Below are 23,589 nucleotides of genomic sequence, written 5' to 3'. Positions count from 1 at the left end.
AAAACTACAGGACGCCGGAGCAACCTCCGGCCATCCAAGAATTTATGTCGTCTGCCCACAAGGCCAGTCGCAAACTTCAGGCAACCGATTCTGGTAGCCTTTCCGCCCTGGAGCAAGCCATGCAAGACCTCGATCCCGTCGAAACCCAGGAATGGCTGGACGCCCTGGAATCGGTTCTCGACAAAGAAGGCGAAGACCGTGCTCACTATCTGATGACCCGTATGGGCGAACTCGCGACCCGCAGCGGCTCGCAACTGCCCTACGCCATCACCACGCCATATCGCAATACCATCCCTGTTACCCACGAAGCACGCATGCCTGGCGACCTGTTCATGGAACGCCGCATTCGCTCGCTGGTACGTTGGAACGCCATGGCGATGGTAATGCGTACGAACTTGAAAGATTCTGACCTGGGCGGTCACATCTCCAGCTTCGCTTCCAGCGCAACGCTCTATGACATCGGCTTCAACTACTTCTTCCAGGCCCCGACCGACGAACACGGCGGCGACCTGATCTACTTCCAGGGCCACACCTCGCCAGGCGTCTACGCCCGTGCGTTCATGGAAGGTCGCATCAGCGAAGAACAGATGAACAACTTCCGCCAGGAAGTCGACGGTCAGGGCCTGTCGTCCTACCCGCACCCTTGGCTGATGCCTGATTTCTGGCAGTTCCCGACCGTTTCCATGGGTCTGGGCCCGATCCAGGCGATCTACCAGGCGCGCTTCATGAAGTACATGGAAGCCCGTGGTTTCATCCCCGAAGGCAAGCAGAAAGTCTGGTGCTTCCTGGGCGACGGCGAGTGCGACGAGCCGGAATCCCTGGGTGCCATCTCCCTGGCCGGCCGCGAGAAGCTGGACAACCTGATCTTCGTCATCAACTGCAACCTGCAGCGCCTCGACGGCCCGGTTCGCGGCAACGGCAAGATCATCCAGGAACTCGAAGGCGTGTTCCGCGGTGCTCAGTGGAACGTGACCAAAGTCATCTGGGGCCGTTTCTGGGACCCACTGCTGGCCAAGGACGTCGACGGTATCCTGCAACGTCGCATGGACGAAGTCATCGACGGCGAGTACCAGAACTACAAGGCCAAAGACGGCGCGTTCGTGCGTGAACACTTCTTCAACACGCCTGAACTCAAGGCGATGGTTGCCGACCTGTCCGACGACGAGATCTGGAAACTCAACCGTGGCGGCCACGACCCGTACAAGGTCTACGCGGCGTACCACGAAGCGGTCAACCACAAAGAACAACCGACCGTCATCCTGGCCAAGACCATCAAGGGTTATGGCACCGGTGCCGGCGAAGCGAAGAACACTGCGCACAACACCAAGAAAGTCGATGTCGGCAGCCTGAAGCTGTTCCGCGACCGCTTCGACATCCCGGTCAAGGACGAAGAGCTGGAAAACCTGCCGTTCTTCAAGCCAGAGCCGAACAGCGCCGAAGCCCGCTACCTGAGCGAGCGTCGTGCCGCACTGGGCGGTTTCGTGCCACAGCGCCGTGCCAAGAGCGTCAACATCCCAACACCGGCGCTGGATACCCTCAAGGCCATCCTCGACGGCTCGGGCGACCGTGAAATCTCCACCACCATGGCCTTCGTGCGGATCCTCGCGCAGCTGGTCAAGGATAAGGAAGTCGGTTCGCGCATCGTGCCGATCATCCCGGACGAAGCCCGTACCTTCGGTATGGAAGGCATGTTCCGTCAGTTGGGCATCTACTCCTCCGTCGGCCAGCTCTACGAGCCAGTCGATAAAGACCAGGTGATGTTCTACAAGGAAGACAAGAAGGGCCAGATCCTCGAAGAAGGCATCAACGAAGCGGGCGCCATGAGTTCCTTCATCGCGGCCGGTACGTCGTACTCCTGCCACAACCAGCCGATGCTGCCGTTCTACATCTTCTACTCGATGTTCGGCTTCCAGCGTATCGGCGACCTGGCCTGGGCAGCAGGCGACAGCCGTACCCGTGGCTTCCTGATCGGCGGCACCGCCGGCCGCACCACGCTGAACGGCGAAGGCCTGCAACACGAAGACGGTCACAGCCACATCCTGGCGGCCACCATTCCGAACTGCCGCACCTTTGATCCAACCTACGGCTATGAGCTGGCGGTGATCATCCAGGACGGCATGAAGAAGATGACCCAGGAGCAGCAGGACGTTTTCTACTACATCACCGTGATGAACGAGTCCTACCAGCAACCTGCCATGCCGGCCGGTGTCGAGGAAGGCATCATCAAGGGCATGTACCTGCTCGAAGAAGACACCAAGGAAGCAGCGCATCACGTGCAACTGATGGGCTCCGGCACCATCCTGCGCGAAGTGCGTGAAGCGGCGAAGATCCTGCGTGACGAATTCAACGTAGGCGCCGACGTGTGGAGCGTGACCAGCTTCAACGAACTGCGTCGCGACGGCCTGGCCGTAGAACGCAACAACCGCCTGCACCCAGGTCAGAAGCCTGAGCTGAGCTACGTCGAAGAATGCCTGACTGGCCGTAAAGGTCCGGTGATCGCATCCACCGACTACATGAAGCTGTTTGCGGAACAAATTCGCCAGTGGGTCCCGTCCAAGGAATTCAAAGTCCTGGGCACCGACGGTTTCGGCCGCAGTGACAGCCGCAAGAAGCTGCGTCACTTCTTCGAAGTCGACCGTCACTTCGTGGTGTTGGCAGCCCTGGAAGCCTTGGCTGACCGCGGTGAGATCGAACCCAAGGTGGTGGCTGACGCCATCGTCAAGTTCGGGATCAACCCGGAAAAACGCAACCCACTGGACTGCTGAGGAGACTTTTTGTGAGCGAACTCATTCGCGTACCTGACATCGGCAGCGGTGAAGGTGAAGTAATCGAGCTGTTTGTGAAGGTCGGCGACACCGTCGAAGCCGACCAGAGCATCCTGACCCTGGAATCGGACAAGGCGAGCATGGAAATCCCTGCTCCCAAGGCCGGCGTGGTCAAGAGCCTGAAAGTGAAGCTGGGCGATCGCCTGAAAGAAGGCGACGAACTGCTGGAGCTGGAAATCGAGGGCGCCGCCGCTGCGGCCCCTGCTCCAGCTGCCGCAGCTGCACCGGCGCCAGCGCCGGCTGAAAAACCTGCTGCTGCCGAGGCCCCTGCGGCCCCGGCTGCCGCACCGGCCGCAGCCACCATCCAGGACATTCATGTCCCGGACATCGGCTCGTCGGGCAAGGCCAAGATCATCGAACTGCTGGTCAAGGTCGGCGACACCGTCGAAGCCGACCAGTCGCTGATCACCCTGGAGTCCGACAAGGCCTCCATGGAAATCCCTTCGCCGGCTGCCGGCGTGGTGGAAAGCATCGCGGTCAAGCTGGAAGACGAAGTCGGCACTGGCGACTTCATCCTCAAGCTGAAAGTCCAAGGCGCTGCGTCGGCTGCTGCCCCGGCACCGGCCGCTGCGCCGGCTGCCAAGGCTGAAGCCGCACCGGTCGCCGCGGCTCCAGCGCCTGCCGCAAACGCCGAGGCCGCACCGGCCCCGGCGGCGGCACCGGCACGAAGCGGTGCCAAGGTTCACGCCGGCCCTGCCGTGCGCCAACTGGCCCGCGAGTTCGGCGTCGAGCTGAACGCCGTCACGGCCACCGGCCCGCACGGTCGCGTGCTCAAGGAAGACGTACAGGTTTACGTCAAATCCATGATGCAGAAAGCCAAGGAAGCCCCGGCTGCCGGCAATGCTACCGGTGGTGCGGGCATTCCGCCGATCCCGGTCGTGGACTTCAGCCGCTTCGGCGAAACCGAAGAAGTGCAGATGACCCGCCTGATGCAAATCGGCGCGTCGAGCCTGCACCGCAGCTGGCTGAACATCCCGCACGTGACCCAGTTCGACCAGGCCGACATCACCGACCTGGAAGCTTTCCGCGTTGCGCAGAAAGCCGTGGCCGAGAAGGCCGGCGTGAAACTGACCGTGCTGCCACTGTTGCTCAAGGCCTGCGCGCACCTGCTCAAGGAGCTGCCGGACTTCAACAGTTCGCTGGCGCCAAGCGGCAAGGCGATCATTCGCAAGAAGTACGTTCACATCGGCTTTGCCGTCGACACCCCGGATGGCCTGCTGGTACCGGTCATCAAGAACGTCGACCAGAAGAGCCTGCTGCAACTGGCTGCCGAAGCCGCTGCGCTGGCTGCCAAGGCCCGCGACAAGAAGCTCACCGCGGACGACATGCAGGGCGCATGCTTCACCATCTCCAGCCTCGGCCACATTGGCGGCACTGGCTTCACGCCAATCGTCAATGCGCCGGAAGTGGCGATCCTGGGCGTTTCCAAGGCGACCATCCAGCCGGTATGGGACGGTAAAGCCTTCCAGCCGAAGCTGATGCTGCCACTGTCGCTGTCCTACGATCACCGCGTGATCAACGGCGCCGCGGCGGCACGCTTCACCCAGCGCCTGAGCCAACTGCTGAACGATATCCGCACCATCTTGCTGTAAGCCGCGACGGGCCTCCCTTGCACGAGGGAGGCCCGATTGCATCGATTTCCGAGCGCCACGCTCGTACCTCAACCCCGCCACTTGGCGGGGCTTTTTTTGCGCGTTTCTTGGACAGTAAAAACAGGGTTGTACACCACCTATCACCCCGATTGCAGAAATCGACCGCGTAGCCGATACAACCCTTATAGCACTTAGCCTTCATCCTCTCTTGTCAGCCTGGGCTGCATGATGCAACCTTGCTGCAGGCAACAGTAAAGAGGGCGTGAGCCCGGCGCCGAGTGCGTTTTTTCAAGTGAGCTTCCCCATGAAAAGCCAACCCGATGTCGCCCGGACGGCGGCCGAGGTAGTGACGCAATTACCGGTGCCTTCGCGCCTCGGTATGCTGCGTTTCGAGCGGCTGAATGAGGCAAGCTGGGCCCTGCTCTACCTAGACCCCAATTGCGAGCGCCAATTCGGCCTGCCGGCGGTTGAACTGTGCGCGCTGATCGGCTCGCCCTACGCCAGCCTGATGGAGCCACAGGCGCGCTATCAACTGCACGATGCCATCCAGCAGCAACTGGCCGAGAGCCCTCATTACCTGGTGCGCTACACCCTGCACACCAACGACGGCCCTCTAAGCCTGCTGGAACTGGGCGAAGCCTACAAACAACACAATCGCCACCTGCTGCGGGGCTACCTGATGGTGGTCGACGGCCTGTTCAGCGAGATCCCGTCGACAGCGCCGACAGCAGACCTGGAAAGCCAGAACAGCCGGCTGCAGATCGCCCTGGAACTCAACCAGCGCGCGCAACAGGAACAGTTGCTGCACCTGGAACGGGTACGCGCCCAGCAAGAGCTGATCCTGCTGCTCGCACGCCAGCGCTACACCACGAATAATTCGCTGCAGGAAGCCGCCGAGCTGATTACCCGCAGCGCCTGCGATATCTATCAGATCGATTGCGCCAGCATCTGGAACCTCGAAGGCCAGCGCCTGGTACCGATTTCGGCGTACCAGCGCGCCGATCAGCGCCACCACTTGCCTGAGCCAATTGACGCCAGTGGCTTTCCGGACTATCTCGAAGCCCTGCAAACCAGCCGGGCGATCGATGCTACCAATGTCATGCGCGACCCACGCACCCGCGAAATGGCCGAATCGCTGCAGGCCAACGACGTGTATGCAATGCTCGACGCGAGCATCCGTGTCGATGGCCAGGTCGTGGGTGTGCTGTGCCTGGAACAAAGCGGCTGCACACGCGTCTGGCAGTCCGACGAGATCGCCTTTGCCGGCGAGCTGGCGGATCAGTTCGCGCAAGTGATCAACAATCACAACCGTCGTACCGCCACCAGCGCCCTGCACCTGTTTCAGCGCGCGGTGGAACAAAGCGCCAACGCCTTCCTGCTGGTCAATTGCGATGGCGTGGTGGAGTACGTCAACCCCAGTTTTACCGCGATCACCCAGTACAGTACCGAAGAGGTCCACGGCCATCGCCTGGCGCAATTGCCCGCGCTGGAAAACCTCAGCGAATTGCTGTTCGACGCGCCGTCGAGCCTGGCCAAGAGCAACAGCTGGCAGGGCGAGTTCAAGAGCCGACGCAAGAACCTGGAACCCTATTGGGGCCAGCTGTCGATCTCCAAGGTCTATGGCGACAATCGCGAGCTGACCCACTATATCGGCATCTACGAAGACATCACCCAGACCAAGCTGGCCCAGCAGCGCATCGAGCGCCTGGCCTATACCGACAACCTGACCAACCTGGGCAACCGTCCGGCGTTTATCCGCAACCTCGACGAACGCTTTGCCCGCGACAGCGACAGCCCGATCTGTCTGTTGCTGGTGGACATCGACAACTTCAAGCGGATCAACGACAGCCTCGGCCACCAGACCGGCGACAAGCTGCTGATCAGCCTGGCCCGGCGCCTGCGCAACAGCCTCAGCGCCGGTGGCAGCCTGGCGCGCTTTGCCAGTAACGAATTTGCGGTATTGCTCGACGACACCGACCTGGAGAGCGGCCAGCTCGTTGCCAGCCAACTGCTGGCGACCCTCGACAAGCCGATGTTCGTCGACAACCAATTGATCAGCGTCACCGGCTCCGTGGGCCTGGCCTGCGCGCCGCTGCATGGCCGCGACCCGCAAACCCTGATGCGCAACGCCGGCTTGGCCCTGCACAAGGCCAAAGCCAACGGCAAACACCAGGTACAAGTGTTTACCGAAGCGCTGAACGCCGAGGCCAGCTACAAACTGTTCGTGGAAAACAACCTGCGCCGCGCCCTGACCCAGAACGAGCTGGACGTGTTCTACCAGCCCAAGCTGTGCCTGCGCAGTGGCCGCTTGCTGGGCATGGAGGCGCTGCTGCGTTGGAACCACCCGGAAAAGGGCATGATCCGCCCCGACCAGTTCATCAGCGTGGCCGAAGAAACCGGCCTGATCATCCCCATCGGCAAATGGATCGCCCGCCAGGCCTGCCGCATGAGCAAGCAACTGAGCGCCGCCGGCCTGGGCAACCTGCAGGTGGCGATCAACCTGTCGCCCAAACAGTTCTCCGACCCGGACCTGGTGGCCTCGATTGCCTCGATCCTCAAGGAAGAAGAACTGCCGGCCAACCTGCTCGAACTTGAGTTGACCGAAGGCCTGCTGCTGGAGGCCACCGAGGACACCCGTCTGCAACTGGACCAGTTGAAAAGCCTGGGCCTGACCCTGGCCATGGACGACTTCGGCACCGGTTACTCGTCGCTGAGCTACTTGAAAAAATTCCCGATCGACATCATCAAGATCGATCGCAGCTTTATCCACGAAATCCCGGACAACCAGGACGACATGGAAATCACCTCCGCCGTGATCGCCATGGCCCACAACCTCAAGCTCAAGGTCGTGGCCGAAGGCATCGAGACCGCCGAGCAGTTGGCGTTCCTGCGTCGGCACCGTTGCGACGTCGGCCAGGGCTATCTGTTCGACCGGCCCATCCCCGGTTCAGAGCTGCTCGAGAAGCTTAAACGCTACCCTCGCGGGCCAATCGCCTGACAGCGCTGTAACACTCGGGCACACTGGCTGTCTGATTCTTTACTGTTAACTCAACCTGACGAGAGGACTGATCATGGTCTTGCGCTCGGAAATTCTGGTGAACAAAAACGTGCTTCCTACTGCAGAACAAGCTTTGCCTGGCCGCGAAACCCCGATGACGCTGCCGGAGACGCACTTCGTCAACGGCAACCCGCTGCTCGGCCCGTTCCTCGACGACGTCGGCTTCGCGATCTTCGGCCTGGGCTGCTTCTGGGGCGCAGAACGCAAATTCTGGCAGCGCGATGGCGTAGTCAGTACCGTGGTCGGTTATGCCGGCGGCTACACGCCGAACCCGACTTACGAAGAAGTCTGCTCGGGCCTGACCGGCCATAGCGAAGTGGTGCTGGTGGTGTATGACCAGGCCAAGGTGAAATACGAAGACTTGCTGAAGATGTTCTGGGAACTGCACAACCCGACCCAGGGCATGCGCCAGGGCAACGACATCGGCAGCCAGTACCGTTCAGTGATCTACGCCACCACGCCGGAGCAATTGGCGGCGGCGCAGGCCAGTGCGCAGGCGTATCAGCAAGAGCTGACCAAGGCTGGCCTGGGCCCCATCACCACGGAAATCGACGAGGCCCCGACGGTGTACTTCGCCGAGGCGTATCACCAGCAGTACCTGGCGAAGAATCCGCAGGGGTATTGCGGGATTGGCGGTACAGGCGTGACCTGCCCGATCTAAAAAAATGTGGGAGGGGCGGTGCGACGGTTCGACTTGCCCCCGATAGCAATGTATCAGGTACAGATGTATGGACTGACACACCGTTATCGGGGGCAAGCCCCCTCCCACATGGGCCTGCGCCAGACTCGGTTACTCAGCAATCAGCCAATCCATCTGCCACCCGCCCTGGGTCTGGCCCAGTTGCTTGGACAGCCACGGCAGCAGCTCACGCAACTCCTCTTCCAAGCCCCACGGCGGGTTGGCAATCGCCAGGCCCGAGCCGGTCAGGGTGTTGGGCGTGTCCAACGGATGCACCAGCAATTCGACGCGCAACAACTTCGGCGCACCGGTGCCGGCCAGGTCCTGGTAGAAACGGCGCAGCATGCGCTGGTCCTTCACCGGGTACCAGATCGCTGCGACCGTCTGGCGCATGCGGCCGACCGCCTCTTTGAGCGACGCCGCGCAGCGCTGCATTTCGTCGAGCTGTTCAAACGGCGGGTCGATCAGCATCAGCGCACGCTTTTCCGGCACCGGCAGCAACGCGCGTGGCACATGCCAGCCTTCGCCCAGGTGAACCTTGACGCGCCGATCGCCCTTCATGTTGTCCTTGAGCAGCACGCCGTCTTCCGGGTGCTTTTCATTGAGCAGCACGCGGTCCTGGGGGCGGGTCAGGCGGCGTGCCAGTTCCGGCGAACCGGGGTAGTAGCGCAACTGGCCATCCGGGTTCATCTCGTGCAGCACGCGCATGTAGTCGGCGGTCAATGGCGGCAGATCGCTCTTGCCCCACAGACGGGCGATGCCTTCCAGGTATTCACCGGTACGGTTGGCCTGATCGCCCTGCAGGTCGTACAGACCGATCCCGGCATGGGTATCGAGGTAGGCGAACGGCTGCTCCTTGCGCGACATCAAGGCGATGAGGCGGGTCAAGGTCAGGTGTTTGAAGACATCGGCGTGGTTGCCGGCGTGAAAGGCGTGACGATAATTCATGGTTGCTCCTGCGCAGGGGGCGAAGTTTACCTGCTACACGGGCAAAGGTGCAGGGCCGCATGCCGGGCGGTCCTTATGCCGCAAAGACAGGCGTCCTTGTGAAAACAATCTAATCCTTACAGCATGTGCGGGCTTGCCCGCGACACAAGCGACGCGGTATTACCTGCACTCCGCGATGATGCCATCGCAGCCAAGCCAGCTCCCACCCTGCCCGGGGGCGCCCTTAAAAACCAAGGAGGTCAACAATAACCATGAAAGACGCCACCATCGCCCTGCACCACGGCTTCAAGTCCGACCCGACCACCAAGGCCGTCGCGGTGCCGATCTACCAGAACGTCGCCTTCGAATTCGATAACGCCCAGCACGGCGCCGACCTGTTCAACCTGGACGTACCCGGCAATATCTACACGCGGATCATGAACCCGACCAACGATGTGCTGGAGCAACGCATGGCCGCGCTCGAAGGCGGTATCGCCGCGCTGGCCGTGTCCGCCGGCAGCGCAGCGATCCACTATGCGATCCAGACCCTGACCCGCGCCGGTGACAACATCGTCACCACGCCGCAGCTCTATGGCGGCACCTACACCCTGTTCGCCCACCTGCTGCCGAGCTTTGGCGTCGATGTGCGCTTCGCCCGCGACGATTCCGCCGCCGCCATCGCCGAACTGATCGATGACAACACCAAACTGGTCTACTGCGAGAGCATCGGCAACCCGGCGGGCAACATCATCGACCTGCAAGCCCTCGCCGACGTGGCCCACGCCCGTGGCGTACCGCTGATGGTGGACAACACCGTGGCCACGCCGATCCTGTGCAAACCGATCCAGTTCGGTGCCGATATCGTGGTGCATTCGGTGACCAAATACGTTGGCGGCCATGGCAACTCCCTGGGCGGCGTGATTGTCGACAGCGGCACGTTCCCGTGGGCGAAATACGCGGAAAAATTCCCCGGCCTCAACCAGCCCGAACCGGCTTACCACGGCGTGGTCTACACCGAAAAATTCGGCCCCGCCGCCTTCATCGCCCGCGCCCGCACCGTACCGCTGCGCAACACCGGCGCAGCGCTGGCGCCGATGAACGCCTTCCTGCTGCTGCAAGGCCTGGAAACCCTGGCCCTGCGCATGGAACGCCACACCGAGAATGCCTTGAAGGTCGCGCGGTTCCTGCAAGATCACGCCGAAGTCGAGTGGGTCAGCTACGCCGGGCTGCCCGATCATCCGCACCACGCACTCGCGCAGAAATACATGCAGGGCAAACCGTCGGCGATCCTGTCGTTTGGTCTGAAGGGCGGTTACGAAGCCGGTGTACGCTTCTACGACGCCCTGCAAATCTTCAAACGCCTGGTGAACATCGGCGACGCCAAATCCCTGGCCTGCCACCCGGCGTCCACCACCCATCGCCAGATGAACGAGCAGGAACAGGCCAAGGCCGGCGTGAAGCCGGAGATGATTCGCCTGTCGGTGGGGATCGAGGCGATTGAAGACTTGATCGAGGATCTGCAACAGGCGCTGGCTGCAACACACGCCTGAGGCCAGATAAGCGACCCGCGCGCCATGGCTAACATCTGCATGGCGCGTGAAGCAGGCGACCTTGTGCCGCAAGGTCGTCGGCGCAAAGGCAGTGAACATTCACGCCTCTGTCGGAAACCTGGCGCAACTCAGTAGCCCTTTTCCCAAAAGCAAAAAACCACCGAAAAATCCCCCGCCAAAACCACGACACTAGGTGGGAAAGGCGGCGAGAAGGTAGGAGAGCTTTTGTATGAGTATTGATGACTTCTTGAATCTCCCTGCCACTTCCTTGATTGCCATCAGCTCTGCATCCGCAGTCATCACCACCACCATCAGCGGGCTCTTCTTGTGTTACCGAAAACTTGAACCCATGGAAGCGCTCTTGGACAAGTGCCGCCTAGTCGCCTTCCACAGCAGCTACTGGGGAAACTCACCGCGCGAAAGGATGATGAGGCTTTGCGCAGTGTATGTGGCCGTCGCACTACCCAGGCTAAATGCAAGACGGGGAGTCATTGACCTCCCGCAGGTACAAGCCTTTCCGCGCAGCACAAAGCTCATGCTTCATGGCACGGCGCTTATTGGCGCAGCCGGATTGATAGGTCTGACCGTCATTTACTTTGACTGACCAGTTGAGAAAAAACGGCCCGCTATCCAAAAGATAGCGAGCCGTTTTCTTCAACACATCAGGCGCATAACGCCCGAGGTTTTATTTGTTGAGGTTGTAGTCTTTCTCCGCAGCATCAAAGCGCTCAACCATACCCGCAGTCGGCGCGCCCAGCTTGCTGACGATGTAGATCGCCAGGCTGGCGAAGATGAAGCCTGGGATGATTTCGTACAGGCCCAGCAATTCGAAATGCTTCCACACGATCACGGTGATCGCGCCGACCAGAATGCCAGCCAGTGCGCCGTTACGGGTCATCTGCTTCCAGATCACCGAGATCAGCACCACAGGGCCGAACGCGGCGCCGAAGCCGGCCCAGGCGTAGCTCACCAGGCCCAATACGCGGTTATTCGGGTTGGCGGCCAGGCCGATGGCGATCACGGCCACCAGCAGCACCATGGCGCGGCCGACCCACACCAGCTCAACCTGGGAAGCGTTCTTGCGCAGGAAGGTCTTGTAGAAGTCCTCGGTCAGGGCGCTGGAGCACACCAGCAATTGGCAGCTCAAAGTGCTCATGACCGCCGCCAGAATCGCCGACAGCAGAACGCCAGCAATCCATGGGTTGAACAGCAGCTTGGCCAGCTCGATAAACACGCGCTCGTGGTTCTCGGTCACGGGGCCGGCCACTTCCGGGTGCGCCGAGAAGTAGGCGATGCCGAAGAAGCCCACGGCCACGGTGCCGCCCAGGCACAGGATCATCCAGGTCATGGAGATGCGACGCGCCTTGGCGATCGACTTCACCGAATCCGCCGCCATGAAACGCGCGAGGATGTGCGGCTGGCCGAAGTAACCCAGGCCCCAGCCCATCAGCGAGATGATGCCGATGAAGCTGGTGTTTTTCAGCATGTTGAAGTTGTCGGGGTTCTTCGCTTCGATCGCCAGGAACGTGGTATCGATACCGCCGGTGGCCAGCAGCACGATGATCGGCGTCAGGATCAGCGCGAAGATCATCAGGGTGGCTTGTACGGTGTCGGTCCAGCTCACGGCCAGGAAACCACCGACGAAGGTGTAGGCAATCGTCGCCGCCGCGCCGGCCCACAGCGCAGTCTCGTAGGACATGCCGAAGGTGCTTTCGAACAGACGGGCACCGGCCACGATGCCGGAAGCGCAATAGATGGTGAAGAACACCAGGATCACTACTGCGGAGATGATCCGCAGCAGGCCGCTTTTATCTTCGAAACGGCTGGAAAAGTAATCCGGCAGCGTCAGGGCGTCGCCGTTGTGCTCGGTCTGCACGCGCAGGCGACCGGCCACGAACAGCCAGTTGAGGTACGCACCGACGATCAGGCCGATGGCGATCCAGCTTTCCGACAGGCCGGACATGTAGATCGCGCCCGGCAGGCCCATCAACAACCAGCCGCTCATGTCGGAAGCACCGGCTGACAAGGCAGTCACCACGCTACCGAGGCTGCGACCGCCCAGGATGTAATCGGAAAGGTTGTTGGTGGAGCGATAGGCCATGAAGCCGATCAGCACCATTGCTGCGATGTAGATCACGAACGTGATCAGGGTTGGATTACTAACGCTCATAGAAGTGACGCCCTGGCTTTGTTTTTATGTAGCGGCGGTCTGTCAGACGGCCACCCACTGATCCAGTGAGTAAACGTAGCTGCATCGCGCGCATTTATGACTGACGTTTCCCCAGGAAAGCCGTCAGCCGATGAACCACACCATACGGGTGGTTGCACCTTGGCCGCGAATGCTATTCAACAAAGCAAATAAGGTGCAACCAGTTTCTCGCGAATAAGTTGCACCTCGATGTGTTTTACAGAAAACACCGCGTTTTTGCTCCTTTTCGGAGCAAGAACAGCCGATCTCAGAAGCAAATGCACCAAAGTGCAGCGGATTCGGTCGAGTGTCGGTTTTTTCCCGATGGAACGGCGAAAAATTCATGCATAAAAAGGGTTGCACCCGGTTGCACCTCTTCCAGACCGAAGCTAATCTTGCCGCCAGCTGATGCCACTCGGTAGTGGCACCCATGAGGATAAGAAAATGGCTACAACCACCCTTGGGGTCAAACTCGACGACCCGACCCGCGAGCGCCTGAAGGCGGCCGCGACCTCCATTGATCGCACGCCGCACTGGCTGATCAAGCAGGCGATTTTCAATTACCTGGAGAAACTCGAGGGTGGTGCAACCCTGACCGAGCTCAATGGCTTGAGCAGCAAGGAGGCCGATGACGCCGGCGAGGTCCAGGCCGACCACGCCCATCAGTGCTTCCTCGAGTTCGCCGAGAGCATCCTGCCGCAATCCGTACTGCGCGCCTCGATCACCGCCGCTTACCGCCGCCCGGAGCCGGAAGTGGTGCCGATGCTGATCGAACAGGCTCGCCTGCCGGCCCAGATGGCCGAAGCCACGAATAAGCTGGCCGCGTCGATTGCAGAAAAACTGCGCAATCAGAAGAGCGCCGGCGGCCGTGCCGGCATCGTCCAGGGTTTGCTGCAGGAATTCTCCCTGTCGTCCCAGGAAGGCGTGGCACTGATGTGCCTGGCCGAAGCGCTGCTGCGCATCCCCGACAAAGGCACCCGCGACGCACTGATCCGCGACAAGATCAGCACCGGTAACTGGCAACCGCACCTGGGCAACAGCCCGTCGCTGTTCGTCAACGCGGCCACCTGGGGCCTGCTGCTGACCGGCAAACTGGTCGCCACCCACAACGAAGCAGGCCTGACCTCATCCCTGAGCCGCATCATCGGCAAGAGCGGCGAGCCGATGATCCGCAAGGGCGTCGACATGGCCATGCGCCTGATGGGCGAGCAGTTCGTCACCGGCGAAACCATCGCCGAAGCCCTGGCCAATGCGAGCAAGTTCGAAGCCAAGGGTTTCCGCTATTCCTACGACATGCTCGGTGAAGCCGCACTCACCGAACACGATGCACAGAAGTACCTCGCCTCTTACGAACAAGCCATTCATTCCATCGGCAAAGCCTCGAACGGCCGTGGGATTTATGAAGGCCCGGGCATTTCCATCAAGCTGTCGGCCCTGCACCCACGTTACAGCCGTGCCCAGTACGAACGGGTGATGGACGAGCTGTACCCGCGCTTGCTGTCCCTGACCCTGCTGGCCAAGCAATACGACATCGGCCTGAACATCGATGCCGAAGAAGCCGACCGCCTGGAACTGTCCCTGGATCTGCTCGAACGCCTGTGCTTCGAGCCGCAACTGAGCGGCTGGAACGGCATCGGTTTCGTGATCCAGGCCTACCAGAAGCGCTGCCCGTATGTGATCGACTACGTCATCGACCTGGCGCGCCGCAGCCGCCACCGCCTGATGATCCGCCTGGTAAAAGGCGCGTACTGGGACAGCGAAATCAAGCGCGCCCAAGTCGAAGGCCTGGAAGGCTACCCGGTCTATACCCGCAAGGTATACACCGACGTGTCCTACATCGCCTGCGCACGCAAACTGCTGTCGGTGCCGGAAGTCATCTACCCGCAGTTCGCCACGCATAACGCCCACACCCTGTCGGCTATCTACCATATCGCCGGTCAGAACTATTACCCCGGCCAGTACGAGTTCCAGTGCCTGCACGGCATGGGCGAACCGCTCTACGAACAGGTCGTCGGCAAAGTGGCCGAGGGCAAGCTGAACCGTCCGTGCCGCGTGTACGCCCCGGTCGGCACCCACGAAACCCTGCTGGCCTACCTGGTACGTCGCCTGTTGGAAAACGGCGCCAACACCTCGTTCGTCAACCGTATCGCCGACCAGTCCATCTCGATCCAGGAGCTGGTGGCCGATCCAGTAGCCAGCATCGAGCAAATGGCGACGCTGGAAGGCGGCTTCGGCCTGCCGCACCCGCGTATTCCATTGCCACGCGATCTGTACGGCAGCGACCGCGCCAACTCGGCCGGTATCGACCTGGCCAACGAACACCGTTTGGCGTCGTTGTCCTGCGCCCTGCTGGCCACCGCGCACAATCACTGGAAAGCCGCGCCGATGTTGGGTTGCGCCGCCAGTAATGAAGCTGCGACGCCGGTGCTGAACCCGTCCGACCTGCGTGATGTGGTCGGCCACGTACAGGAAGCGACCGTCGATGACGTCGACAACGCGATCCAGTGCGCCATCAACGCCGGCCCGATCTGGCAGGCGACCCCGCCCGCCGAGCGCGCCGCGATCCTTGAACGCGCCGCCGACCTGATGGAAGGCGAGATCCAGCCGCTGATGGGCCTGCTGGCCCGTGAAGCCGGCAAGACTTTCGCCAACGCCATCGCCGAAGTGCGCGAAGCTGTGGACTTCCTGCGTTACTACGCGGTGCAGGCGCGTCACGATTTCACCAACGACGCCCACCGCCCATTGGGCCCGGTGGTCTGCATCAGCCCGTGGAACTTCCCGCTGGCGATTTTCAGTGGGCAAGTCGCCGCCGCACTGGCCGCCGGCAACCCGGTATTGGCCAAGCCTGCCGAGCAAACCCCGCTGGTGGCCGCACAAGCGGTACGTATCCTGCTCGAAGCCGGTATTCCGGAAGGCGTGCTGCAACTGCTGCCGGGCCAGGGCGAAACCGTTGGTGCGCGCCTGGTCGGCGATGATCGCGTCAAAGGCGTGATGTTCACCGGCTCCACCGAAGTCGCGCGCCTGCTGCAACGCAATGTCGCCGGACGCCTGGATGCCCAGGGCCGACCGATCCCGCTGATCGCCGAAACCGGTGGCCAGAACGCGATGATCGTCGACTCCTCGGCCCTGACCGAACAAGTGGTCATCGACGTGGTGTCGTCGGCCTTCGACAGCGCCGGCCAGCGTTGCTCGGCCCTGCGTGTACTGTGCCTGCAGGAAGATTCTGCAGACCGCGTCATCGAAATGCTCAAGGGCGCCATGGCTGAATGCCGTTTGGGCAACCCGGAGCGCCTGTCGGTGGATATCGGCCCGGTGATCGACGCCGAAGCCAAGGCCGGCATCGAGAAACACATCCAGGCCATGCGCGACAAAGGCCGCGCGGTGTACCAAGTGGCGATCGCCGACGGCGAAGAGATCAAGCGCGGCACCTTCGTGATGCCCACCCTGATCGAGCTGGAAAGCTTCGACGAGCTGCAACGGGAGATCTTCGGCCCGGTGCTGCACGTGGTGCGCTACAAGCGCAAGGAGATCGACCAGTTGATCGGCCAGATCAACGCTTCCGGCTACGGCCTGACCCTGGGCGTACACACGCGCATCGACGAGACCATCGCCAAGGTGATCGACAACGTTCATGCCGGCAACGTCTACGTCAACCGCAACATTGTCGGGGCGGTGGTCGGCGTGCAGCCGTTTGGCGGCGAAGGTTTGTCGGGCACCGGCCCGAAAGCCGGTGGTCCGCTGTACCTGTACCGCCTGCTGTCGACGCGTCCTACCGATGCGATCGAGCAGTCCTTCGTTCGCGGCGATGCATTGTCCGCACCGGACGTGCGCCTGCGCGACGCCATGAGCCAACCGCTGACCGCCTTGAAAGCCTGGGCCGACAGCCACACGCTCAGCGACCTGAGCGCCCTGTGCAGCCGGTTCGCCACGCAATCGCAAAGCGGTATCACCCGCCTGTTGGCCGGCCCGACCGGCGAGCGCAACAGCTACGCCATCCTGCCCCGCGAGCACGTACTGTGCCTGGCAGAAGTAGAAGGTGACCTGCTGACCCAACTGGCGGCGGTATTGGCCGTCGGCGGTTCGGCGGTATGGCCGGAAACCGAGCTGACCAAAGCCTTGTTCCCACGCCTGCCGAAAGAGATTCAGGCGAAGATCAAGCGCGTGGCCGACTGGACCAAGGACGATGTGCTGTTTGACGCAGTCCTGCACCACGGCGATTCCGATCAACTGCGCGCGGTTTGCCAGCAAGTGGCCCAGCGTGGCGGGGCGATTGTCGGGGTACATGGTTTGTCCCAAGGCGAGACGGCAATTGCCCTGGAGCGTCTGGTGATCGAGCGTGCGCTGAGCGTCAACACCGCAGCGGCGGGCGGTAACGCCAGCCTGATGACCATCGGCTAACTGCCGAAACGCGGTAAACATGTGGGAGGGGCTTGCCCCCTCCCACATTTTGGCTGTATTTCAACTCCTCGTCCGCGTTCTGCCCCTCCATCACCCAGATCAATCTTGCTATCCAGCCTTTATTCGCGCACTTAGACTCAGGCTCCTTCCCACACAGGTAAGCCGCCATGTCCGAGACGCTCCTCAGTTCCCGCAATCTGGCTTTCGAGCTGTACGAAGTCCTCGATGCCGAGGGCCTGACCCAGCGCGAGCGGTTTGCCGAACATAATCGCGAAACCTTCGACGCGGCCATCAGTACCGCCCGCACCATCGCCGAAAAGTACTTCGCACCGCATAACCGCAAAAACGACGAAAACGAACCGCGCTACGAGGACGGCAAGGCCATCCTGATCCCGGAAGTCAAACCGGCCGTGGACGCCTTCCTGGAAGCCGGCTTCCTCAATGCCGCACGCAGTTTCGAAGCCGGCGGCATGCAGTTGCCGACATTGCTGTCCCAGGCCTGCTTCGCGCACTTCCAGGCGGCCAACGCGGCGTCAACGTCCTACCCGTTCCTGACCATGGGCGCCGCCAACCTGATCGAAAGTTTCGGCACCGAGGAGCAGAAGCAACGCTTCCTGCAGCCGATGATCGAGGGGCGCTTCTTCGGCACCATGGCCCTGACCGAGCCGCATGCCGGCTCGTCGCTGTCGGACATTCGTACCCGCGCAGAGCCTGCGGCGGACGGCAGCTATCGGCTCAAGGGCAACAAGATCTTTATCTCCGGCGGCGACCACCCGCTGTCGGAAAACATCGTGCATATGGTGCTGGCCAAACTGCCGGACGCGCCGGCCGGGGTGAAGGGCATTTCGCTGTTTATCGTGCCCAAATTCCTGGTCAACGACGATGGCAGCCTGGGTGCGCGCAACGATGTGTTGCTGGCCGGGCTGTTTCACAAGATGGGTTGGCGTGGCACCACGTCCACGGCGCTGAATTTCGGCGATAACGGGCACTGTGTCGGCTATCTGGTGGGCAAACCGCACCAGGGCCTGAGCTGCATGTTCCAGATGATGAACGAAGCGCGCATCGGCGTCGGCATGGGCGCGGTGATGCTCGGTTACGCCGGCTACCTGTATTCCCTGGAATACGCCCGCGAACGCCCGCAAGGCCGCCTGCCGGACAGCAAAGACCCGAGTACCGCGCCGGTGTCGATCATCCAGCACGCCGATATCAAGCGCATGTTGCTGACCCAGAAAGCCTACGTCGAAGGCGCCTTCGACCTCGGCCTGTTTGCCGCGCGCCTGTTCGACGACACCACCACCCTGGCAACCGACGTCGAACGCAAGCACGCTCACGAACTGCTCGACCTGCTGACGCCAATCGTCAAATCCTGGCCCTCGGAGTTCTGCCTCAAGGCCAACGAGCTGGCGATCCAGATCCTCGGCGGCCACGGCTACACCCGCGAATACCCGGTGGAACAGTATTACCGCGACAACCGCCTCAACCCGATCCATGAAGGCACCCACGGTATCCAGTCCCTCGACCTGCTGGGGCGCAAGCTCGCGCAGAACGGCGGCGCGGGCCTGAAGCAACTGATTCGGTTGATCGCCGAAACAGGCGCGCGGGCGCAGCAATATCCATCGCTGAAGGCCATGAGAGAACCGCTGGAACAGTTGGTGGCGCGCCTGCAAAGCGTGACGATCGGCCTGCTGACGGATCTCGCCCAAGGCAAGGTCAACAGCAGCCTGGCGAATTCGGCGCTGTACCTGAAGGTATTCGGGCACACGGTGATTGGCTGGCGCTGGCTGGAGCAGGCGATTCGCGCCGAAGAAGGCCTGGCCAAGGGCAATGCGGCGGACACCGCGTTCTATAAAGGCAAGCTCCAGGCGGCCCGCTACTTCCTGACCTGGGAAGTACCGGGCTGCCATCATGAACTGGCAATACTGGAGGCCCGCGACGATACGTGCCTCGGCATGCAGGATGAGTGGTTCTAAGGCTGTCCGATAGCCTTGGAAATCACCTCGACCGTGGCGCTGACTTGCTCTTGGTAACGGTCGAGTTCCTGCTGGTGACGCTGTTGCATTTCGATCTGCTCGGCGCACAGGTTCAGCGCGGCCAGTACCAATAGCTTGTCACCGATCAGGGTCGGGTACTTTTTCTTGGTGGTGGCCAGGGAGGCCTTGAGCAGGGTCACGGCGTGCATCAGGGTTTGATCTTCCCCGGCCGGAGCCTTGATCGAGTAATCCTCTCCGAGAATCGAAACGACCTTTATCCCTTCGTTCATGCGCTGACAGGCCCTGCGCTCACACGCTCAACCAACGCCTGGATACGCGCAGCGGTGGCGCCGTTCTTTTCTTCCTGTTCCATCAGGTTCAATTGCAGGCTGTCGTTCTCATCCTTGGCGCGGGCCAATTGCGCCTTGAGGGATTCATTGGTGCCCAACAGGTCTTGATTCTGCTGTACCAGGTCGCTGACCAGTTGTTCCAGCTGGCTGAGGGATGCTTCTAACATTTTGATTTCCTGGGCTTTTTAAAAGGGCGGTGACGATAAAGAAAATTCACCTCGGATGCCAGGGTTATCCCCGGCGCGCAGCCCGATTGTTAAGGGCCGGGCCGCACTTTCGAGCCTTAGTGACTGCATTTCCCCCATCTGGTTCCTGAATCGACCCGGCCCCTCGTCAGATGCGATAAAAACACACGCCACTTTAGACTTTAGTCGTACTGCCGATAGGTAATACTCACCCTGTCTCATAGCCGCATGGATCGCGCTTCTTCCCAGGACTCCCGCATGTCTCTTCGTAATATGAATATCGCGCCGCGCGCGTTCCTAGGCTTCGCGTTGATTGGTGCACTCATGTTGTTTCTCGGTGTGTTCGCCCTGAACCAAATGAGCAAAATCCGCGCGGCGGCAGAAGACATCACGCTGTCCAGCGTGCCGAGTATTCGCGCCCTCGATGAGTTCACCCAGCTGACATTGCGCCTGCGGGTGCTGTCATACCGCTTGCTGACCAACCGCGGGCCAGACGTGCAGCAAAAAACCCTGGAAACCATCGAACAGCGCAACCAGCAGATTCGGACCGCCCAGGGCATCTACGAAAAACTCATCGACAGCAGCGAAGAACGCGCGGCCTACGACGAATACGTGCGCCTGCTAGCCCAGTACCATCAGATCGAAGAGCGCATGAAGAGCATGTCGCGGGCCAATCAGGTCGACGAGCTGCGCGAGTTGCTCAACAGCGAGTTGCTGAGCAACGCCGAGCAGACCAACGCCGTGCTGGCGCGCCTGGCGGACATCAACAACAAGATGGCCCTGACCACCAATCAGCAGGCCAAAGACCAATACAACCTGGCCTTCGACCTGGTGGTTGGGCTGCTGGTCATCGCCACGACGCTGACCCTGTTGTTCGCCTGGCTGCTGACCCGCAGCATCACCCTGCCGATCGCCCAGGCCCTGGACGCGGCTGAAGAAATCGCCGAAGGCAACCTGACACGCCCGATCAAGGTCGATGGCCACGACGAAGCCGGCCGCCTGCTGGCTGCCATGGCCAAGATGCAGGACAAGCTGCGCGACACCCTGCAACGCATCGCCGGCTCGGCCACTCAGTTGGCTTCTGCCGCCGAAGAGCTTAACGCCGTGACCGACGAAAGCGCCCGTGGCCTGACCCAACAAAACAACGAAATCGAACAGGCCGCCACCGCGGTCAACGAGATGACCAGCGCCGTCGAGGAAGTCGCGCGCAATGCGGTGAGCACCTCCGAGGCCTCGCGCAACGCCACCACCTCCGCCGGTGACGGCCGCGACCTGGTGCAGGAAACCGTCAGCGCCATCGAGCGCATGAGCGGCGACGTGCAAGCCACCGCGACGCTAATCGGCGACCTGGCCAATGAGTCGCGCGACATCGGCAAGGTGCTCGACGTGATTCGTGGCCTTGCCGACCAGACCAACCTGCTGGCCCTGAACGCGGCGATTGAAGCCGCACGCGCCGGGGAAGCCGGCCGTGGCTTTGCCGTAGTGGCCGACGAAGTGCGTGCGCTGGCGCATCGCACCCAGCAGTCGACCAGCGAGATCGAACGGATGATCGGCAGTATCCAGGCCGGCACCGAGCATGCCGTGGATTCGATGCGCAACAGCACCGAGCGCGCGGAATCGACGCTGAACATCGCCAAAGGCGCGGGGATGTCGCTGGATACGATCAACACGGCGATTGTCGAGATCAATGAACGCAACCTGGTGATCGCCAGCGCGGCGGAGGAACAGGCGCAGGTGGCACGGGAAGTGGACCGCAACCTGGTGAACATTCGTGATCTGTCGGTGCAATCGGCAACCGGCGCCGGCCAGACCAGTGCCGCGAGCAGCGAGTTGTCGCGCCTGGCGGTGGACTTGAACGGGATGGTTGGGCGGTTTCGCCTCTAAGAATGTGGGAGGGGCGGTGCGACGATTCGACTTGCCCCCGATTGCGGTGGGTCAGCTGTAGATAAGCTAGCTGACAAATCGCAATCGGGGGCAAGCCCCCTCCCACATTTAGATCGGCGCCCGTCGCTAAAAGCTTTTTGACAGCGCGGCAATTCAACAGGTTAGAATCGCTGGCACGCAGACTGCATGGTCAGAATGCGTCCGTCTTATTTTGCCCATGGAGTACTGCCTTTGAATGCGACCACCATCAACAGCCTGTTCTTGATCGGCGCGTTGCTGGTGAGTGCGAGCATTCTGGTGAGCTCTCTTTCGTCCCGCCTGGGCATTCCGATCCTGGTGATCATCCTGGCCGTGGGCATGGTCGCCGGCGTCGACGGCGGCGGCATCATCTTCGATAACTACCCGACCGCCTACCTGGTGGGCAACCTCGCCCTGGCCGTGATCCTGCTCGACGGCGGCTTGCGCACCCGGGTGGCGAGTTTTCGCGTGGCACTCTGGCCGGCGTTGTCGCTGGCCACGGTGGGGGTGTTGATTACCACCGGCCTCACTGGCATGGCCGCGGCCTGGCTGTTTGACCTCAACATCATTCAAGGCTTGCTGATCGGCGCGATTGTCGGCTCCACCGACGCCGCCGCGGTGTTCTCGCTGCTCGGCGGCAAGGGGCTCAACGAACGGGTCTCCGCCAGCCTGGAAATCGAATCCGGCAGCAACGACCCGATGGCAGTGTTCCTCACCGTCACCCTGATCGACATGCTCGCCAGCGGCCAGACCGGCCTGCACTGGAACCTGCTGTTGCACCTGGTGCGCGAGTTCGGCATCGGCGGCCTCATCGGCCTGGGCGGCGGCTGGCTGATGCTGCAGATGGTCAACCGCATCAACCTGGCCAACGGCCTGTACCCGATCCTGGTGATCGCCGGCGGCCTGTTCGTCTTCGCCCTGACCAACGCCCTGCACGGCAGCGGCTTCCTCGCCGTGTACCTGTGCGGCCTGGTGATCGGCAACCGCCCGGTGCGCAGCCGTCATGGCATTTTGCATATGCTCGACGGCATGGCCTGGCTCGCCCAGATCGGCATGTTCCTGGTGCTGGGCCTGCTGGTCACGCCCCACGACCTGCTGCCGATTGCGCTGCCCGCCCTGGGCCTGGCGCTGTGGATGATCCTGTTTGCGCGGCCGCTGTCGGTGATGGTCGGCCTGCTGCCGTTCAAGGCGTTCCACGGCCGCGAAAAAGCCTTTATCGCCTGGGTCGGCCTGCGCGGCGCGGTGCCGATCATTCTTGCGGTGTTCCCGCTGATGGCCGGCCTGCCCCATGCACAGCTGTACTTCAACCTGGCGTTCTTTATCGTGCTGGTCTCGCTGCTGGTGCAAGGCACCAGCCTGCCGTGGGTGGCCAAGCTGCTGAAAGTGACCGTGCCACCGGAGCCGGCGCCGATTTCCCGCGCCGCCCTGGAAGTTCACGTCACCAGTGAGTGGGAACTGTTCGTCTACCGCCTGGGCGCGGAAAAATGGTGCATCGGCGCAGCCCTGCGCGAGCTGAAAATGCCCGAAGGCACGCGTATCGCTGCACTGTTCCGTGGCCAGCAACTGCTCCATCCGTCGGGTAGTACGGTGCTGGAAGCCGACGATCTGCTCTGCGTGATCGGTCACGAACACAACCTGCCGGCCCTGGGCAAACTGTTCAGCCAGGCGCCGCAACGCGGCTTGGATTTGCGCTTCTTCGGCGACTTCATCCTCGAAGGCGACGCCCAACTGGGCGCAGTCTCGGCGCTGTACGGCCTGCAGCTCGAAGGCATCGACCCGGACATGCCACTGAGCCACTTCATCACCCAGAAAGTCGGCGGCGCGCCGGTGGTCGGCGACCAGGTGGAGTGGAACAACACGATCTGGACCGTCGCCGTCATGGACGGGAACAAGATTGGCAAAGTCGGCGTCAGATTCCCCGAAGGAAGTCGCCCGGGCCCCGGACTCTTCCTCTAAACTGCGGGG

At 61.8% G+C, this 23,589-nt stretch carries 15 protein-coding genes and 1 pseudogene; 11 read left to right on the top strand and 5 right to left on the bottom strand.

The features are described from left to right. The first annotated feature begins 119 nt into the window (after positions 1-119). From aceE to msrA, 4 genes are all read left to right on the top strand, one after another. A complete protein-coding gene (aceE, locus tag JN756_RS02305; RefSeq protein WP_046384939.1) occupies positions 120-2,765 on the top strand; it encodes a pyruvate dehydrogenase (acetyl-transferring), homodimeric type in 2,646 nt (881 codons plus the stop codon). A gap of 11 nt (positions 2,766-2,776) precedes the next feature. Continuing rightward, positions 2,777-4,417: a dihydrolipoyllysine-residue acetyltransferase gene (aceF, locus tag JN756_RS02300; RefSeq protein WP_079442702.1), complete on the top strand. Its 1,641-nt coding sequence runs from the start codon at positions 2,777-2,779 to the stop codon at positions 4,415-4,417. Between the two features lie 304 nt (positions 4,418-4,721). Next, positions 4,722-7,415 carry a putative bifunctional diguanylate cyclase/phosphodiesterase gene (locus tag JN756_RS02295; protein ID WP_046384941.1) on the top strand — a complete coding sequence of 898 codons (2,694 nt, stop codon included), beginning with the start codon at positions 4,722-4,724 and terminating at the stop codon, positions 7,413-7,415. A 73-nt stretch (positions 7,416-7,488) separates the two neighbouring features. Then, a complete protein-coding gene (gene msrA, locus JN756_RS02290) occupies positions 7,489-8,136 on the top strand; it encodes a peptide-methionine (S)-S-oxide reductase MsrA (RefSeq protein ID WP_017849811.1) in 648 nt (215 codons plus the stop codon). A 129-nt stretch (positions 8,137-8,265) separates the two neighbouring features. Here the strand turns inward: msrA and JN756_RS02285 are convergent, their stop codons facing one another. Continuing rightward, complete coding sequence (locus tag JN756_RS02285) at positions 8,266-9,102, bottom strand: 23S rRNA (adenine(2030)-N(6))-methyltransferase RlmJ (RefSeq protein WP_017849812.1); 837 nt, start codon at positions 9,100-9,102, stop codon at positions 8,266-8,268. A gap of 251 nt (positions 9,103-9,353) precedes the next feature. On the opposite strand from JN756_RS02285, the gene JN756_RS02280 reads away from it, so the two are divergent. Further along, positions 9,354-10,631 (top strand): O-acetylhomoserine aminocarboxypropyltransferase/cysteine synthase family protein, encoded by a 1,278-nt coding sequence (locus JN756_RS02280; RefSeq protein WP_057003651.1) that lies wholly within the window; start codon positions 9,354-9,356, stop codon positions 10,629-10,631. Between the two features lie 229 nt (positions 10,632-10,860). After that, positions 10,861-11,235: a hypothetical protein gene (locus tag JN756_RS02275; protein WP_201021748.1), complete on the top strand. Its 375-nt coding sequence runs from the start codon at positions 10,861-10,863 to the stop codon at positions 11,233-11,235. 81 nt (positions 11,236-11,316) lie between these two features. Here JN756_RS02275 and putP read toward each other — a convergent pair whose 3' ends face one another. Continuing rightward, positions 11,317-12,801: a sodium/proline symporter PutP gene (gene putP / locus JN756_RS02270; RefSeq protein ID WP_046384943.1), complete on the bottom strand. Its 1,485-nt coding sequence runs from the start codon at positions 12,799-12,801 to the stop codon at positions 11,317-11,319. Between the two features lie 123 nt (positions 12,802-12,924). After that, a complete protein-coding gene (locus JN756_RS02265) occupies positions 12,925-13,182 on the bottom strand; it encodes a hypothetical protein (RefSeq protein ID WP_126588441.1) in 258 nt (85 codons plus the stop codon). Positions 13,183-13,263: 81 nt separating this feature from the next. Between JN756_RS02265 and putA the strand changes: the two genes are divergently transcribed. Both putA and JN756_RS02255 read left to right on the top strand, forming a co-directional pair. Further along, entirely contained in the window at positions 13,264-17,217 is a 3,954-nt protein-coding gene (putA, locus tag JN756_RS02260) for a trifunctional transcriptional regulator/proline dehydrogenase/L-glutamate gamma-semialdehyde dehydrogenase (protein ID WP_017849817.1), read from the top strand. 167 nt (positions 17,218-17,384) lie between these two features. Next, positions 17,385-19,187, top strand: coding sequence for an acyl-CoA dehydrogenase (locus tag JN756_RS02255; RefSeq protein WP_057003648.1), 1,803 nt, complete (start codon positions 17,385-17,387; stop codon positions 19,185-19,187). Here the strand turns inward: JN756_RS02255 and JN756_RS02250 are convergent. Continuing rightward, the gene (locus tag JN756_RS02250; RefSeq protein ID WP_017849820.1) at positions 19,184-19,477 is read right to left on the bottom strand and encodes a cell division protein ZapA; all 294 of its coding nucleotides are present in this window, start codon (positions 19,475-19,477) and stop codon (positions 19,184-19,186) included. The two genes, JN756_RS02255 and JN756_RS02250, sit on opposite strands and share 4 nt — an antisense overlap. After that, positions 19,474-19,704, bottom strand: a complete 231-nt coding sequence (locus tag JN756_RS02245; protein WP_017849821.1) for a hypothetical protein — start codon at positions 19,702-19,704, stop codon at positions 19,474-19,476. The genes JN756_RS02250 and JN756_RS02245 overlap by 4 nt, the downstream gene beginning before the upstream one ends. 246 nt (positions 19,705-19,950) lie before the next feature. On the opposite strand from JN756_RS02245, the pseudogene JN756_RS32300 reads away from it, so the two are divergent. From JN756_RS32300 to JN756_RS02235, 3 genes and pseudogenes are all read left to right on the top strand, one after another. After that, positions 19,951-20,703 (top strand): annotated as a pseudogene (locus JN756_RS32300) (MCP four helix bundle domain-containing protein); the annotation flags it as partial. A gap of 30 nt (positions 20,704-20,733) precedes the next feature. After that, positions 20,734-21,606, top strand: a complete 873-nt coding sequence (locus JN756_RS32295) for a methyl-accepting chemotaxis protein (protein ID WP_371928164.1) — start codon at positions 20,734-20,736, stop codon at positions 21,604-21,606. Positions 21,607-21,837: 231 nt separating this feature from the next. Continuing rightward, positions 21,838-23,580 carry a potassium/proton antiporter gene (locus JN756_RS02235; RefSeq protein ID WP_046384946.1) on the top strand — a complete coding sequence of 581 codons (1,743 nt, stop codon included), beginning with the start codon at positions 21,838-21,840 and terminating at the stop codon, positions 23,578-23,580. Positions 23,581-23,589 lie beyond the last annotated feature (9 nt).

It is taken from the genome of Pseudomonas sp. Y39-6, assembly GCF_023651955.1.
Taxonomy (GTDB): Bacteria; Pseudomonadota; Gammaproteobacteria; order Pseudomonadales; family Pseudomonadaceae; genus Aquipseudomonas; species Aquipseudomonas veronii.
The sequence above is the reverse complement of the archived record's forward strand: the minus strand, read 5'-3'. Positions and strand labels throughout refer to the sequence as shown.